The organism is Pseudokordiimonas caeni (assembly GCF_026719705.1).
Classification (GTDB): Bacteria; Pseudomonadota; Alphaproteobacteria; order Sphingomonadales; family Kordiimonadaceae; genus Gimibacter; species Gimibacter caeni.
This window is the reverse complement of sequence record NZ_JAPPRR010000001.1, coordinates 1384261-1399227: the sequence shown is the minus strand read 5'-3', so window position 1 is coordinate 1399227 and position 14967 is coordinate 1384261. Positions and strand designations below refer to the sequence as shown.

Sequence of the window (14967 nt, the reverse complement as noted above, 5' to 3'; positions counted from 1 at the left end):
CTTGTTCGCTATGACGTCGGCTTATTCACCGAGGACAATTTCCACGCGGCGGTTTTGCGGCTCGCGGACATTGTCGGCGGTCTGAACGAGCAGGGCGCGTTCGCCGAAATATTTCACGTCGATCTTGTCTGCCGGTACACCACGGGCGACGAGGGCGTTTTTCACGGCTTCGGCGCGCTTCAGCGACAGCTTGTCGTTATAGGTGAGGGCACCCGACGTATCGGCGTGGCCGTTCGAGATGATCTCGACAGCACCGCGCTCAAGGAAGGCCTTGGCAGCAGCAGCGATGATCGGCTCGGCGTCGCCACGGATGGTTGCCTGATCCCAGTCGAAGAAGACCATGAACGGACCCGGCAGCGGTGCCGGTTCAGGTGCCGGCGCAGGAGCAGGCTCGGGCTTCGGCTCGGGCATCGGGGCCGGTGCGGGCATGGGCTCGGGCTTCGGCTCGGCTTTCTTGCCAAACTTCCAAGTCAGGCGGGCGAAAGCTTCGTGGGCCGAGAAGCCGAAGCTTGCCGGGCCGTCCACGGAAGCGAAGTCAGCCTTGGCCGAACGGAAGTAGCGGTAGCCGGCGCTGAATTCCATGTCGTCGGAAATCGGCTTCACCATTTCGGCGCTCATCTGACCGGCGACTTCCCAATCGGACTCGTCGATCACGTTGATTTTGCCGATATGATAGGCATCAAGCTCTAGGCGGGCGAGGCCGATACCGGCGCCCACGTAGGTTTTCCAGTCACCGAAGGTGGCGACATTGTATTTCGCGCCGATCATCAGCGCATGCGAGCGCTGGTAGCCGCCGTCGCGTGTGTTGGTCCCGAAGGGGATCGCGCCGGGGTTCAGGATGTCGAACGATTCGAGCGTGTTACGGCGGTAGGAATAGCTGAATTCGGTACGCCACTTGTCGCCGTCGTCATAGCCGACGAACGCACCGGTCACGAAACCGATATTCTTCTCGTCCGAAATACGCATCCCGCTGTTGGGGGTTTTGTATTCGTTTTCGCCAGCGATGCTGCCGCCGAGCTCGAGGCCGGCATAGACGCCTTCGTCAGCTGTTGCAGTGGTAGCCGCAATCGCGGCCATGGAAAGCCCTGCCAGAAGGGTGGGGAAATGGGCAAAGCGCATGAGATGATCTCCCTGAAAGGATGTGACGGCAGCCCGATCAATGCTGGGCTGTCCCGCCAGACGAGTTAACCATGAAATGCGGCACTCACAAGGCAGAAAGCGGCAATTCTGCAACACTATCTTAATACATAAACGGGGACTGTTGCAAAAATCACGCGTGTGGCGCGCAATTTCAAGGCGCATTTACGGAAAAAGCCCGGTTCCGAAGAACCGGGCTTTCCCTGATTGGCTCCCCAGGCCGGACTCGAACCAGCGACCGAGCGGTTAACAGCCGCTTGCTCTACCACTGAGCTACTGGGGATCAGTAACCGGCGGCTTATCGCCGCAAGTGGCGCCCTTTATACTCAAAAAAACTGCCCTGCCAACCCCCATTTTACATTTTTGTGCAGCTTTTTTCAAAGCCGCAGATTTCTGCCAAAAATGAGGTTTGGGCCGATGGCAATCGCGGTGCCCTGCAAGGCAAAAGGCGGGACTGGCCGCGCTTCGATGGAAGGGGCGCCAAGCGAATGTAATGATGGAAAAAGTTGGAGGCGCGAACCGGAATCGAACCGGTGTACACGGATTTGCAATCCGCTGCGTCACCACTCCGCCATCGCGCCTCACGTGGTGTGGGGAACCGTATAGAGGCGTGCTCACCGGTGGTCAAGCGCGAAGTGGCGAGGGAGGAAAGGCACACTTGTCCCGGAAAATCGAGCCACGACATCCTCCTGATGCAGGAAACGCGTTGTCACACGGCGCCGGTATATTTATATAGAGCGCACGAGTAACTCGCCTATCAATTAAGGGATTAGCGCCCGTGACTGACATGACCGTCGCCCGCAGCCATATGATCGACTGCCAGCTCCGCCCCAATGAAGTGAATGACGAACGCCTGATCGCGGCCATTCGCAACGTCCCGCGTGAGCATTTCGTGCCCAAGGCAAAGCGTTCTGTCGCCTATGTCGACGAGGATATTGCCATTGGCGAAGGCCGTTATCTGATGGAGCCGATGGTGTTTGCCCGCCTGCTGACGGCGGCTGACATCCAGCCGAGCGACGTGGTGCTCGATATCGGCGGCGCCACGGGCTATAGCGCCGCTGTCATCGCAGGGCTTGCCGAGGCGGTCGTGGCTTTGGAAGAAGACAAGAAGCTTGCTGCTGCAGCCGAGAAGAAGCTTGGCGAGCTTGAAATCATCAATACTGCCGTGGTGCAGGGCGCGCATGCCGAAGGCGTTGCGAAGCAGGGGCCGTTCGATGTGATTTTCGTCGGTGGCCTGGTGGAGGAAATCCCGCAAGCGCTGCTGAAACAGCTTGCCGATGGTGGCCGACTTGTGTGCGTGCGCGAGAAGGACGGGGTGGGCCGTGCCCATATCGTGACCCGCGAAGACGGCCAGTTTGCCGCCCGCGACCTTTTCGACGCCAACGTGCCGCCCATTCCGGGCTTTGCAAAACCGGCAGGATTTGTATTTTAAGAGGGTTTGAAGGGCGGGGATGGCCGCCTTTCTTTCAACGGGCGGGACAGAAACCTGCCTTTTAATAAACAGCGAGGAACCTCAAGGAGGGAACATAATGAAAAAAACCATCGTATCGCTTCTGGCGATTGCCACCGTTCTGGGTGGCGCCGGGGCCGCCAGCGCCGAGACGCTCAAGGAAGCGCTCGAGGCTGCTTACGCCTCCAACCCGACCCTGCAAGCACAGCGTGCTGCCGTGCGGGCAATCGATAACACCGTGCCCGGTGCCAAGGCAGCTTTCCTGCCGAGCATCAATGGCACCGCGACATACGGCAAGGGCGATATCAAGGAGCCCGACACGACGGCTCCGATTGGCCCCGACGAAGTAACCAAATTCGATAGCACCAGTTATGGTGCGGAAGCGCAGCTTTCGATCTTCAACGGCTTGCGTGACCTGAATGCTGTAAAGCAGGCCAAGGCCGAGGTCATGGTGGCGCGTGCCCAGTTGCAAGATACCGAGCAACAGGTCCTGCTGCAGGGCATTGCGGCCTATATGGATGTGGTGCGCGATCAGTCCGTGGTCGAACTCAACAAGAATCAGGTGCAGGTACTGGAACGCCAGCTGGAAGCCAGCCGCGACCGTTTCCGCGTCGGCGAGATCACTCGCACCGACGTTGCCCAGTCTGAAGCCCGCCTTGAAGGGGCGAAATCGCAACTTCTGGCCGCTGAAGCCCAGCTGGCTGCCAGCCGTGGCGCTTACCAGCGTGTGATCGGCCGGGCCCCTGCAGGGCTTGAAACCCCCGGCGGGTTGCCGACACTACCTGCTTCGCTTGAAGATTCTATCCAGACTGCAATGACGGACGCGCCGGTTGTGATTGCTGCCCGCTATAGCGAGCAGGCTGCCCGCCATGGCGTCAACATCACCAAAGGCGGCCTGCTGCCGCGTCTCGGGGCGCAGGCAAGTTGGGAAAAGACTGAAGGTAGCAGCGCTATTGGCGGTGGCCTTGTGACGGAAGATTCGGAACGGACCAACCGGTCCTTCGGCTTCCAGCTGACCGTTCCTCTTTATCAAGGTGGCGGCGAATGGGCTGACATCCGTCGGGCCAAGGAAGTGCGCAGCCAGCGCATGGTGCAGATTGTGGAAGCGGAACGCTCCGCTCAGGAAACAGCGCTTGTGACCTGGGACCGCCTGCGCGCGGCGCGGGGCCAGATTGCATCGACCGAGGCGCAGGTTCGTGCCAACGAGATCGCGCTTGAAGGTGTTCGCCAGGAAGCGGCCGTCGGCTCGCGCACCACGCTTGATGTGCTGAACGCCGAGCAGGAACTGCTGGACGCCCGCGCCAACCTCATCCGTGCGCAGCGTGACGAATTTGTTGCGGCCTACAATCTTTTGGCTGCCGTCGGCACGCTCAATTCCGCCACGCTCGGGCTCGAGGTTGATGCCTACGATCCGGAAGAACATTATGACGATGTGAAAAACCAGATGATTGGTTGGTAAGCATCAATTGAAACGCACGAATTCAAGGGCCCTTCGGGGCCCTTTTCTTTGGGGAACTGGAAAGGCGTCGGGAGCTGTGACGAAAAAGTCATGGAATGCACCATAACTGCCTTTCATCTCTTAAGATTTATTGACACTCCGAGAGGGAGGCGGTACCTGTTCATGAGGGAGTGGTTAACACGGGCTGGCATTTAGCGTGATTGCATCTGACGACGAGCCGACAATGGAAGAAATTCTGGCGTCCATTCGCCGGATTATCTCCGATGAGTCGGATGAGGCCGCTGCACCTGCCGTTGCGCCGGAGCCTGAACCTGAGCCTGAAGAGGCGCCGGCGTTCGAGCCGGAACCGGAGCCGGAGCCCGAACCTGTTTTTGAACCGGAACCCGAGCCGGAACCAGAACCAGAACCAGAACCAGAATATGAGCCCGAGCCTGCCTATGAACCGGCACGCGAGCGGGAGCCCGCTGACGACATTCTGGAACTCACCGAATTCGCTGATTCTGACGGAATCGTTTCGCCACCGGTAGAAACCCGTACGGCGCAGAGCTTTGCGCACCTTTCGCACCTGATGGTGTCGGGCTATGAAGGCGACCAGAATACGCTTGAAGGCCTTGTCCGCAGCATGCTGAAGCCGATGCTGCAGTCCTGGCTTGACGAGAACCTGCCGCAGATCGTGCAGGATGCCGTCGAGCGTGAAGTTGCCCGTATCGCGCGCCGCAAGTAATTCAGCCGAAATCCGGCGGTGTTGGCGTTGACGCCCTGCCGCCTTCCCCCTAAAAGAAGCCTTCGCCCGATTTCGGGCCACATATTCATTTGATTCAGGACCTTTCAGTCATGGCCATGGAAAAGACCTACAGCCCCGGCGATATCGAGGCGAAATGGTATCAGCATTGGGAAACGAACGGCGCCTTCGCCTGTGGGCAGAAGCCGGATGCCGAGCCCTATGTGATCGTGATGCCGCCGCCGAACGTGACGGGCAGCCTGCATATGGGCCATGCGCTGGATAACACGCTTCAGGATGTTCTCGTGCGGTTCGAGCGCCTGCGTGGCAAGGACGTGCTGTGGCAGCCGGGTACCGACCATGCCGGTATCGCAACGCAAATGGTTGTCGAGCGCCAGCTGGACGCCGAAGGCAAGACGACGCGGCAGGAAATGGGCCGCGAGGCATTTCTTGAGCGCGTCTGGAAATGGAAAGAGGAATCCGGCGGCACGATCACCCGCCAGCTCCGCCGTTTGGGTGCGTCGTGCGACTGGTCGCGCGAGGCCTTCACCATGGATGAGCCGCGCTCGGCAGCTGTGATCAGGAAATTCGTGAAGCTTTACAAGGACGGCCTCCTTTACAAGGACCAGCGCCTTGTGAACTGGGACCCGAAGCTGAAAACCGCGATTTCGGACCTCGAGGTGGAGCAGAAGGAAGTTGACGGCAACTTCTGGCACTTCCGCTATCCGGTGGACGGCGAGGACGGCGTTTTCATCGAAATCGCCACCACGCGGCCCGAGACCATGCTGGGCGACACCGCCGTTGCGGTGAACCCGGAGGACGAGCGCTACAAGCATCTGATCGGCAAGATGGTGAAGCTGCCGCTGGTTGGCCGCCTGATCCCGATCGTGGGTGACGAACATGCCGACCCGGAGCAGGGCACCGGCGCGCTGAAAATCACCCCGGCCCACGATTTCAACGACTTCGAAGTCGGCAAGCGCCATGACCTGCCGATGATCAACATCTTCACGGCAGAAGCAGCCGTGAACGAGAATGCACCGGAAAAATACCGGGGCATGGACCGCTATGTGGCGCGCAAGGCTATCGTGGCCGATATGGACGCCGCCGGTTTCCTTGTGAAGGTCGAACCTCACCGCCATATGGTACCCTATGGCGATCGTGGCGGCGTGGTGATCGAGCCCTGGCTGACCGAGCAATGGTATGTGGATGCGGCAACGCTCGCCAAACCCGCCATTGAAGCGGTGGAGCAGGGGCGCACCAACTTCATCCCCAAAAACTGGGAAAAGACTTATTTCGAATGGATGCGCAACATCCAGCCCTGGTGCGTGTCGCGCCAGCTGTGGTGGGGCCATCGCATCCCCGCATGGTACGCGCCCGATGGCACCGTTTTCGTTGAGGAAACGGAAGAGGAAGCCATGGCAGCCGCCAAGGCCAAGTTCGGCGACAATGTAGTGCTGGAACGCGACAAGGACGTGCTCGACACCTGGTTCTCGTCGGCCATGTGGCCCTATTCGACCCTCGGTTGGCCCGAAGACGAAGCGACCGTGAAGAAATATTATCCGAACGCCACGCTGGTGACGGGCTTCGATATCATCTTCTTCTGGGTCGCCCGGATGATGATGTCCGGCCTCTATTTCATGGGCGATGTGCCGTTCAGGAATGTCTACATCCACGCGCTGGTACGCGACGAGCACGGCCAGAAGATGTCGAAATCCAAGGGGAACGTGATCGACCCCCTGAAATTCATCGATACCTACGGCGCCGATGCGCTGCGCTTCACGCTTGCCGCGATGGAAGCACAGGGCCGGGATATCAAGCTCGCCGAGAAGCGCGTTGAAGGCTATAGGAACTTCGGCACCAAGCTTTGGAACGCGGCACGTTTCTGCGAAATGAACGGCATTGGCGGGTCCGACAGCGTGGCACCGCCGAAGGCCGATCTGATCTTGTCGAAATGGATCATCGGTGAGGTGGCGAAAGCCGCCGAGGGCGTGACGAGCGCGCTTGAAGCTTTCCGCTTCAACGATGCGGCGGATGCCATCTACCACTTCGTCTGGGGCACCTTCTGCGACTGGTATCTTGAACTGATCAAGCCGGTCTTCTGGGGCGAGGACGAAGCGCAGAAGGAAGAGACGCGTGCCGTTGCTGGCTGGGTGCTGGACCAGATTCTGGTACTTCTGCATCCCTTCATGCCCTTCATCACGGAAGAGCTGTGGCACGGCCTCAAGGACGGCCGTAAACACGACCTGATCGCCGCCAGCTGGCCGAAGATCGATACGGTCGACGCAGCGGCAGGTGACGACGTGAACTGGGTGATCCGCTTCATCAGCGCTGTCCGCTCGACGCGCGCCGAGATGAACGTGCCAGCAAACGCCAAGGCAACCGCCCTTGTGGTTGGCGCTTCAAGCGAAACGCAAGCGCGGATCGATCGCTGGCAGGATATGCTCTGCCGCATGGCCCGGCTTGAAAAGGCCGAAGCGGCGGCTACTGCCGAATCGAAGGGCGCTGCCCAGCTTGTGGTGGATGAGGCAACTGTCTATCTACCGCTGGCTGACCTGATGGATATTGAGGCCGAAAAAGCGCGTCTTGCCAAGGCATTGGAAAAGGTTCGCAAGGAAGCCGGTGCGCTTTCCGGCCGCCTGTCGAATCAGGGATTCGTGGCCAAGGCACCCGCACATGTGATAGAGGAAGCGAAGGCACAGCTCGCAGACCTTGAAAGCCAGGCTGAAAAGCTGGATGCCGCCCTCAGCCGTTTGGGCTGAACCTCCGGGAAAGGGCCACAATATTGCTCGGGAAGTGTGGGCCACAGGAAACAGATCGGATTGAAAAGCGCAGCTCCTTTATGCGCCGATCAGTCCTGTTTCCTGTTTTCGTGTGGCTTGCGGTCGTTTGCGGTTCAGTGTCCCTTTCTGCCGATCCGGGTGCCTTTGCCGAAGAAATCGAGGAGCGCGGCCCGGTGCGCATCTATGCCACGCGGGTCGAGGAACTTCTCGACGCGTCCGATGACAGCCCCTATGTGCGGCTTCTCAAATATCTGACGCGCAATCTGCAGAAGGATCTAAATCTCCAGATCATGCCGTACCGGCGCGCGGTTCGCAGTTTCCTGAAGGATCCGCAGTCCTGCCTCTATATCGCCAATGAGGGCTTCAACTACGAACCCTATGGTTCGCCGGACCTTTCAGGCGTGCGCTATTCAAAGCCGATCAACCGGCTGCGTATCAAATTCTTCGTCCATGCGGGTCGCACGCCGCCGGGCTCGCTGGAGGCTTTGCGCGGGCTCAGTATTGCGGCCGAGTCCGGGGCCTATTCCATTGTCTCTTCCGAGCCAGTGATCAGCGGCCGGGCTCAATTGATGGTGATGGACAGCCTGCAGGCGGCATTGGCGCTTCTAGGCAAGGGCAGGGTGGACGCGGTGGCCGTTTACGGGCTCGATCTTGCGCAATATGAAGCGCAGCACGGCGAACAGGATGTGGTAGCTCATCCTGAATTCGGGATTGGCGATATCTACGAGCAGATAGCCTGCTGGCAGGGCGGCACACGCACCGCTCTCCTTGATCTGGTGGATAGCGAGATCGACAAAGCCGTCGAGGATGGCCAGTGGCGCCGCATTCTTGGCAAAGGGGCCGAAGACCCCGGCAACAGGGATTGAGCCGTTCTAACCTTGGCCCTGTCATGATATGATGAATTACGACGGGGGTCGCTGGGGGTGAATATGCATGTTATCCCTTCAGGTACATTTGAGCCTTTGCGCAAGCAATGGGAACACTGGCGTGCTCAGTCGGGTGACCCGGTTCCGCGCAAGGATCAGGTCGATCCGAAAGCCATCAAGCAGCTGCTGCCCTATGTCAGCCTGATCGAGATCGATGGGGAAGGCCGGGTTTTCAGCCGGCTGGCTGGCACCTTCTTTCGTGACCTGTTCGGGGAAGAAATCGCCGGCAAGGCCGTCGCTGTGATCCGAAAATATCAGGGAACCGGTCTTTTCCTGCCGCCTGCCGCTTTTCTGGCGGTTGTTGAACAGCCGTGCGGGATGGTTTCGACGCGGCGCTTCCCGACGGCAACCGGCGAGGCCTGGCTTGTCCATGTGATGACGCTGCCCCTGAGCGGCGCTGACGGCGCACGCAACAGGGGCATCTATGGCATCGAGATGGAACGCGAAGACGGTATCCGGAACCCGGTTCTGGATGTAGCTACGCTGCAGATCGAAGAAGGGTCATTGTTGGGTTACCGCTTCTTCGATCTGGGTTATGGTGTGCCGGCCGCTGTCGGTGTGCTGGCGGATGCTTTAGCGGAGCCGTGAAGCGCCGATCAGGTAAAGGATATCGGCAGCAATGGTGGCGCCGGCAAGCGCCGTGATCTGGGCTGCCCCTTCATAGTGCGGGGCGACCTCCACCTGATCGCCGCCAACGATATTCATGCCGACAAGGGCGCGCAGCACATCGCGGGCATAGGCCACGTTGGGGCCACCGACCACAGGCGTGCCGGTCGCGGGTGCGTAGGCCGGATCAAGGAAATCGATATCGAAGGTAAGGTAAGCTGGACGGTTGCCGACGCGCTCGCGGATGCGTTTCGCCATCTCCGCGGCCGGGGTCTTGAGGCACTCAAGGCCATCGAGCACAAGCATGCCTTGCTCGTCCGGGTTCGGGGTGCGCATGCCGAGCTGGATCGAGTTTTCAGGCACAATGGTGCCGTCCTTGATCGCATGATGGAACATGGTGCCATGGTTGATGTCGTCGTCGATCCAGGTATCGCTATGCGCATCGAAATGGATAAGCGCCAACGGGCCATGTTTGCGGGCATGGGCCTTCAGGAGCGGATAGGTGATCGAATGGTCGCCGCCAAGCGTCAGGAGCGAGGCGCCGGTTGCCAGCACCTTGTCGGCAGCGGCCTCGACCGCCGGCATCATGCGCTCCGTGTAGGCGGTGAAACCCATCACGTCGCCAATGTCGCCAACCTTGAACTTGTCACGCAGGTGATAGCCCCACGGCCACACACCCCAGGGGAACTCGGCCATGGTGAGCGACATTTCACGGATGCCACGCGGCCCGAAGCGCGCACCGGCGCGGCCGGTGGTATTCAGGTCAAACGGTACACCCATGATGGCAAGGTCCAGCCCTTCGGCGGTTTCGCACACCGGGAAACGCAGGTAGGAAATATGGCCGCCATAGGGCTCCATCATGCCTTGGGACATTGGTCTTGCTCCACCATTGAAAACACGGCCCATACATACTGGCGCGCGCGGCGGGACGCAAATCAATCAGGCGCAATAAAAAATCAAAAGTTGATACCTAATCTTTTCATTTCTTATCGACAGGGGCGGGGTGCGCGGCTAAAGTCCGCCGCGATTCATCCGCTGTTACCGGAGTAGGCAATGCCCGACTATCGTTCCAAAACCTCGACCCACGGCCGCAACATGGCGGGTGCCCGCGCCCTTTGGCGTGCCACCGGCATGAAGGATGAGGATTTCCGGAAGCCGATCGTCGCCGTCGTCAACAGCTTCACCCAGTTTGTGCCGGGCCATGTGCATCTGAAGGATCTTGGCCAACTGGTCGCGCGCGAGATCGAGGCCGCCGGCGGTGTTGCCAAGGAATTCAACACGATTGCGGTGGATGATGGCATCGCCATGGGGCATGACGGCATGCTCTATAGCCTGCCGAGCCGCGAAATCATCGCCGACAGCGTTGAATATATGGCGAACGCCCACTGCGCCGATGCGCTTGTCTGCATCTCGAACTGCGACAAGATCACCCCCGGTATGCTGATGGCCGCGCTGCGCCTCAATATCCCGGCGGTGTTCGTCTCCGGCGGGCCGATGGAAGCAGGCGAAGCCGACTATGACGGCACCCACCGCAAGCTCGATCTCGTCGATGCGATGGTCGATGCTGCGAACCCGAAGGTTTCGGACGAGGAAGTCGCGGTTGTCGAGCGTTCGGCATGCCCCACGTGCGGATCGTGCAGCGGCATGTTTACCGCCAACAGCATGAACTGTCTGACGGAAGCCCTCGGACTGTCTCTCCCCGGCAACGGCACCACGCTGGCTACCCATGCTGACCGCAAGGAACTGTTCCTGTCGGCGGCCCGCCGCGTCGTGGACCTCACGAAACGCTATTATCTGCAGGGAGATGAAAGTGTCCTGCCGCGCAATGTCGCCAACTTCAAGGCGTTCGAGAATGCCATGACGCTCGATATTGCCATGGGCGGCTCGACGAATACCGTGCTGCATATTCTGGCGGCGGCCTATGAGGGCGGCATCGATTTCACCATGGCGGATATCGACCGGCTGTCGCGCCGCGTACCGAACCTGTGCAAGGTGGCGCCTGCCACGCAGAAATACCATATTCAAGACGTGCACCGCGCCGGCGGCATTTTTGCGATCCTTGGCGAGCTGGACCGCGCCGGGCTCATTCATCGTGATTGCAGCACCGTGCATACTCGCACGCTTGGCGAGGCCATCGACCAGTTCGATATCACCCAGACGACGGACGCCGACGTGCACCGCTTTTACCGCGCCGCACCGGGCGGCGTGCCCACGCAGGTGGCCTTCAGCCAGTCGAAGCGGTACGACACGCTCGATATGGACCGTGTGGCTGGATGCATTCGTGCGAAAGAACATGCCTACAGTCAGGATGGCGGCCTCGCAGTCCTCTTTGGCAATCTTGCCGAAGAAGGCTGCATCGTGAAAACGGCAGGCGTGGACGACAGTATCCTGAAGTTCAAGGGCTCGGCACGCGTCTATGAAAGCCAGGACGCAGCCGTTGAAGGCATTCTTGGCGGCGAGGTGAAGGAAGGCGACGTGGTCGTCATCCGCTATGAAGGCCCTCGCGGCGGCCCCGGCATGCAGGAAATGCTGTATCCGACGAGCTATCTGAAATCGATGGGCCTCGGCAAGGCGTGCGCGCTTCTCACCGACGGCCGCTTCTCTGGCGGCACCTCGGGCCTTTCCATCGGTCACGTTAGCCCCGAAGCGGAAGAGGGCGGCCTGATCGGCCTTGTCGAGAACGGCGACCTGATCGAGATCGATATCCCGAACCGCACGATTGAGCTGAAGGTGGGCGACAATGTCCTCGCCACCCGCCGCGCGGCGATGGAAGCCAAAGGCGACGACGCCTGGAAACCCGCCAAGCCGCGCGCCCGCAAGGTCTCGACCGCGCTCAGGGCTTACGCGAAGCTGACGACATCCGCTGCCAAAGGAGCGGTACGCCAGCTCTAAACGCTTGAGTTGCACTCAGCTTTAGTTAAGGTTTCCCTCTGTTCACATTCGATCAGGGGGAAATTCATGCAGTTTTCAATTCTGGGGGTGTTTGGCGCATCCTGGGCTTTGACGTGGAAACACTGGATCCGCACCTATGGTGTGGGCTTTGCCCTGTGCCTTGTCGCCATTGTGATCGGCTTCGGCTTTGGCACAGCGAAGAATATAGGCACGTCCGGCTTTGCCATGTTCCTGAAAGCGGTCGCCATGATCCTGCTGATCGGTATGTCGATGAGTGCCGCCTTCAACTATTGGGTCCGGCTTGCGGCTTTCGGCACCGGGCGGGCATTTCCGGCGTCGGTCGGCAAGTTCCTGTCGGCGGCCCTCGTCAATCTCGTGAAATTCATCCTTATCGTTATCATCATCGGCATCATCACACTGGTGATCACGGCCGGGCTCAGCATGATGGGCCTTGGTGGCGAAAGGCTGCAGCCGACGGCCGAGGATATCTCCAGCGTTGAAGGTTTCCTCGCTTTCCTGTCGGCCAGCTTCACCCTAGGGCAGATGACGCTGCAGGTGATCAGCATCCTTGTGGCCTGCTTCGTTTACTCCTTCTTCTCGGCGAACCTGACCGGCACCGCGCTTGGGGATGATCGCGAAGGGCTCGAGCATCCCCACACGGTGGATTTTGCCGTGGCATTGATGCTGATCGAGCTTGTGGTCATCATCCCGATCTTTGCGCTGATCGCGGTTGGGCTGCCCCTTGTGTCGATTGTGCTGAATGTTGTGCTGGCCTTTCCGATGATGGCGGCCATCGCCATCGCCCACGGGGTGCGCTACCGGATGTGCATCGCGGCGCGCGGCGAGGAGCCGGCTGTCAACTGACACAAAGGCTTGCGGGCAGGGCCTTGACCTTCGGATGCGGGTGGGGCATCACGCTGTTCGATGTTCGAACAGGAGTGAAGTCCCATGTCCGCGAAGTCTCTTGGCCCCACGCTCGATGGCGCGACCCGCGCTTTCATGTATGGCAAGCTGCACCGTGTGACGGTGACGGGCGCCGAGCTCCATTACGTGGGCTCGATCACGGTTGACCCCGCACTCCTGCGCGCATCCGGCATCCTGCCGCACACGGCGGTGGATGTGGTGAACATCACCAACGGCGCGCGGCTCACTACCTATGTGATCGAAGGGCCGGAAGGCGGCGGCGATATTTGCCTGAACGGTGCCGCGGCCCATCATTTCTCGAAGGGCGATCTCGCCATCATCATGGGGTACGAGCAGGTGCCGGCCCGTGATCTGCCGGGTCGCGTCAGCCGCGCCGTGCATGTAGACGCCGCCAACCGCATCGTCAGCATTGATGAATATGTCACGCCTTCCCTCGAAACCCTTGGCGCGCCAGCGGGTAACCGGCTCGGTGAGAAATACGAGCCGGTTGACGCCTGACAAGGCCTAGAAGGCCACTAGCGCCACAATCCCGAGGGTGGCGAAGATCACTGCGGCAATCCCGTGCACCAGTTTCAGCGGGATTTTGGTTGCCGCTGCATCGCCAATCAGCACGGCGGGCACATTGGCGAGCATCATGCCAAGCGTGGTGCCGGCAGTGACCAGCGGCAGATCCTGAAACCGCGCCGAGAGTGCCACGGTCGCGACCTGCGTCTTGTCGCCGATTTCCACAAGGAAGAAGGCGATGAGGGTGGCGAGGAACGGCCCGAAACGGGCGTTTGCCGGTGCATCGTCATCCAGCTTGTCGGGCACCAGCATCCATGCGGCCATCGCGAGGAACGACAGGCCGAGAATCCAGCGCAGCGTATCACCGCTCAGCCAGTCGGCGACCAGCAGCCCGGCCCATGCGGCAAGCCCGTGGTTCGCGAGCGTCGCGACAAGGATGCCCATAATGATGGGCAGGGGAGCACGGAACCGGGCAGCGAGGAAAAGCGCCAGCAGCTGCGTCTTGTCGCCGATTTCAGCGATGGCCACTACGCCGGTTGAAACGAGAAAAGCTTCCATGAAAAGTCCATCAAGGGCCGGACGGCAGAATGACCAATGGCTCGCCGCTCCGCCCAGCCCCTGGGACAGCGGTGAAGCCAAAGGTCTCGCCAAGCAATTGCCGGATACGCCATGAACCCGCAGGCTCAAGTTTGTTGACGCATCCCCCTCTCAAACGGAGGGCGGCTACTCCCCAATGACGGGGCGGACCATAGCGGCGAGTCTAGCGTTTGGCAAGACTGAACCGGGACCCGGATCAGTCGCGGAGCTTGATCCATACGGGCGTGTGATCGCTCGGCGTGTCAAGCCCGCGGGGACCGCGGTCCACCGCGCAATCTTCCAGCCGGTCGGCGGCTTCGGCAGACAGAAGCAGGTGATCGATCCGGATACCGTGATCTTTTTGCCATGCGCCCGCCTGATAATCCCAAAAGGTGTAGGCAGGGCCCGATGGCTTGATCTGGCGAAGCGCGTCGGTGAGGCCGAGGTTGATCAGCGTGCGCAGCCGCTGCCGGCTTTCGGGCTGTGTCAACGCATCGTCAGCCCAGGCGGCCGGGTTGTGGCAATCGATATCTTCCGGGATCACATTATAGTCACCGGCGAGCACCAGTGGCATCTCGGCGGCAAGCAGTTCCTTTGCGTGCGCGATCAGCCGGTCCATCCAGGCGAGCTTATAGTCGAATTTCGGCCCCGGCTGCGGGTTGCCGTTCGGCAGATAAATCGACGCGATGCGGACGCCTTTCACGGTGCCTTCGATATAGCGGGCCTGTTCGTCGCTATCATCGCCCGGCAGGCCGCGCTTCACATCGGATATCTCATGCTTCGAGAGAATGGCAACTCCGTTGAAGCCCTTCTGTCCGTGGGTTTCGACCTTGTAGCCAAGGGCTTCGATCTCGAGCCGCGGGAAATTCTCGTCGATGCTTTTGATCTCCTGCAGGCAGGCTACATCGGGCGAGAAGGTTTCAATCCATCCGAGAAGACGGGGCAGGCGCGCCTTCACCCCGTTGATGTTGAACGTCGCGATCCGCATACGG

The 14967-nt window shown here is 60.3% G+C and carries 13 protein-coding genes, 2 tRNA genes and 1 riboswitch; of the genes, 9 read left to right on the top strand and 6 right to left on the bottom strand.

Annotated features, from left to right (window positions below):
- Positions 1 to 21: 21 nt before the first annotated feature.
- The 3 genes from OU694_RS06445 to OU694_RS06435 all read right to left on the bottom strand — a co-directional run bounded on the left by OU694_RS06445 (position 22) and on the right by OU694_RS06435 (position 1718).
- Entirely contained in the window at positions 22 to 1119 is a 1098-nt protein-coding gene (locus OU694_RS06445) for an OmpA family protein (RefSeq protein ID WP_308910153.1), read from the bottom strand.
- 226 nt (positions 1120 to 1345) lie between these two features.
- Positions 1346 to 1420: transfer RNA gene (locus OU694_RS06440), tRNA-Asn, on the bottom strand.
- A gap of 224 nt (positions 1421 to 1644) precedes the next feature.
- Positions 1645 to 1718, bottom strand: a tRNA-Cys gene (locus tag OU694_RS06435).
- 206 nt (positions 1719 to 1924) lie between these two features.
- Between OU694_RS06435 and OU694_RS06430 the strand changes: the two genes are divergently transcribed.
- From OU694_RS06430 to OU694_RS06405, 6 genes are all read left to right on the top strand, one after another.
- On the top strand, positions 1925 to 2569 hold the full coding sequence (locus OU694_RS06430) for a protein-L-isoaspartate O-methyltransferase family protein (RefSeq protein ID WP_308910602.1): 645 nt from the start codon (positions 1925 to 1927) through the stop codon (positions 2567 to 2569).
- A 97-nt stretch (positions 2570 to 2666) separates the two neighbouring features.
- Positions 2667 to 4046 carry a TolC family outer membrane protein gene (locus OU694_RS06425; RefSeq protein ID WP_308910152.1) on the top strand — a complete coding sequence of 460 codons (1380 nt, stop codon included), beginning with the start codon at positions 2667 to 2669 and terminating at the stop codon, positions 4044 to 4046.
- A gap of 196 nt (positions 4047 to 4242) precedes the next feature.
- Positions 4243 to 4770 carry a DUF2497 domain-containing protein gene (locus tag OU694_RS06420; protein ID WP_308910151.1) on the top strand — a complete coding sequence of 176 codons (528 nt, stop codon included), beginning with the start codon at positions 4243 to 4245 and terminating at the stop codon, positions 4768 to 4770.
- Positions 4771 to 4880: 110 nt separating this feature from the next.
- Positions 4881 to 7526 carry a valine--tRNA ligase gene (locus tag OU694_RS06415; RefSeq protein WP_308910150.1) on the top strand — a complete coding sequence of 882 codons (2646 nt, stop codon included), beginning with the start codon at positions 4881 to 4883 and terminating at the stop codon, positions 7524 to 7526.
- A gap of 80 nt (positions 7527 to 7606) precedes the next feature.
- Positions 7607 to 8413, top strand: coding sequence for a transporter substrate-binding domain-containing protein (locus OU694_RS06410; RefSeq protein ID WP_308910149.1), 807 nt, complete (start codon positions 7607 to 7609; stop codon positions 8411 to 8413).
- Positions 8414 to 8476: 63 nt separating this feature from the next.
- Positions 8477 to 9061, top strand: a complete 585-nt coding sequence (locus OU694_RS06405) for a PAS domain-containing protein (protein ID WP_308910148.1) — start codon at positions 8477 to 8479, stop codon at positions 9059 to 9061.
- On the opposite strand, the gene speB is transcribed toward OU694_RS06405, so the two are convergent.
- The gene (gene speB, locus OU694_RS06400; RefSeq protein ID WP_308910147.1) at positions 9047 to 9952 is read right to left on the bottom strand and encodes an agmatinase; all 906 of its coding nucleotides are present in this window, start codon (positions 9950 to 9952) and stop codon (positions 9047 to 9049) included. The genes OU694_RS06405 and speB overlap by 15 nt on opposite strands.
- 180 nt (positions 9953 to 10132) lie before the next feature.
- On the opposite strand from speB, the gene ilvD reads away from it, so the two are divergent.
- From ilvD to panD, 3 genes are all read left to right on the top strand, one after another.
- Positions 10133 to 11971, top strand: coding sequence for a dihydroxy-acid dehydratase (gene ilvD / locus OU694_RS06395; RefSeq protein WP_308910146.1), 1839 nt, complete (start codon positions 10133 to 10135; stop codon positions 11969 to 11971).
- Between the two features lie 66 nt (positions 11972 to 12037).
- Positions 12038 to 12835, top strand: a complete 798-nt coding sequence (locus tag OU694_RS06390) for a hypothetical protein (protein WP_308910145.1) — start codon at positions 12038 to 12040, stop codon at positions 12833 to 12835.
- A gap of 84 nt (positions 12836 to 12919) precedes the next feature.
- On the top strand, positions 12920 to 13393 hold the full coding sequence (gene panD, locus OU694_RS06385) for an aspartate 1-decarboxylase (protein ID WP_289502649.1): 474 nt from the start codon (positions 12920 to 12922) through the stop codon (positions 13391 to 13393).
- A 6-nt stretch (positions 13394 to 13399) separates the two neighbouring features.
- Here the strand turns inward: panD and OU694_RS06380 are convergent, their stop codons facing one another.
- Both OU694_RS06380 and xth read right to left on the bottom strand, forming a co-directional pair.
- A complete protein-coding gene (locus OU694_RS06380) occupies positions 13400 to 13957 on the bottom strand; it encodes a TMEM165/GDT1 family protein (protein WP_308910144.1) in 558 nt (185 codons plus the stop codon).
- 4 nt (positions 13958 to 13961) lie between these two features.
- Positions 13962 to 14143, bottom strand: a riboswitch (yybP-ykoY riboswitch).
- Positions 14144 to 14192: 49 nt separating this feature from the next.
- A complete protein-coding gene (gene xth / locus OU694_RS06375; protein WP_308910143.1) occupies positions 14193 to 14963 on the bottom strand; it encodes an exodeoxyribonuclease III in 771 nt (256 codons plus the stop codon).
- Positions 14964 to 14967: the final 4 nt, after the last annotated feature.

Bases quoted from the DNA above. Each gene is read 5' to 3' on its own strand.
- OU694_RS06445 (WP_308910153.1), bottom strand. From the start codon at position 1,119: ATGCGCTTTGCCCATTTCCCCACCCTTCTGGCAGGGCTTTCCATGGCC.
- OU694_RS06430 (WP_308910602.1), top strand. From the start codon at position 1,925: ATGACCGTCGCCCGCAGCCATATGATCGACTGCCAGCTCCGCCCCAAT.
- OU694_RS06425 (WP_308910152.1), top strand. From the start codon at position 2,667: ATGAAAAAAACCATCGTATCGCTTCTGGCGATTGCCACCGTTCTGGGT.
- OU694_RS06415 (WP_308910150.1), top strand. From the start codon at position 4,881: ATGGCCATGGAAAAGACCTACAGCCCCGGCGATATCGAGGCGAAATGG.
- OU694_RS06410 (WP_308910149.1), top strand. From the start codon at position 7,607: ATGCGCCGATCAGTCCTGTTTCCTGTTTTCGTGTGGCTTGCGGTCGTT.
- OU694_RS06405 (WP_308910148.1), top strand. From the start codon at position 8,477: ATGCATGTTATCCCTTCAGGTACATTTGAGCCTTTGCGCAAGCAATGG.
- speB (WP_308910147.1), bottom strand. From the start codon at position 9,952: ATGTCCCAAGGCATGATGGAGCCCTATGGCGGCCATATTTCCTACCTG.
- ilvD (WP_308910146.1), top strand. From the start codon at position 10,133: ATGCCCGACTATCGTTCCAAAACCTCGACCCACGGCCGCAACATGGCG.
- OU694_RS06390 (WP_308910145.1), top strand. From the start codon at position 12,038: ATGCAGTTTTCAATTCTGGGGGTGTTTGGCGCATCCTGGGCTTTGACG.
- panD (WP_289502649.1), top strand. From the start codon at position 12,920: ATGTCCGCGAAGTCTCTTGGCCCCACGCTCGATGGCGCGACCCGCGCT.
- OU694_RS06380 (WP_308910144.1), bottom strand. From the start codon at position 13,957: ATGGAAGCTTTTCTCGTTTCAACCGGCGTAGTGGCCATCGCTGAAATC.
- xth (WP_308910143.1), bottom strand. From the start codon at position 14,963: ATGCGGATCGCGACGTTCAACATCAACGGGGTGAAGGCGCGCCTGCCC.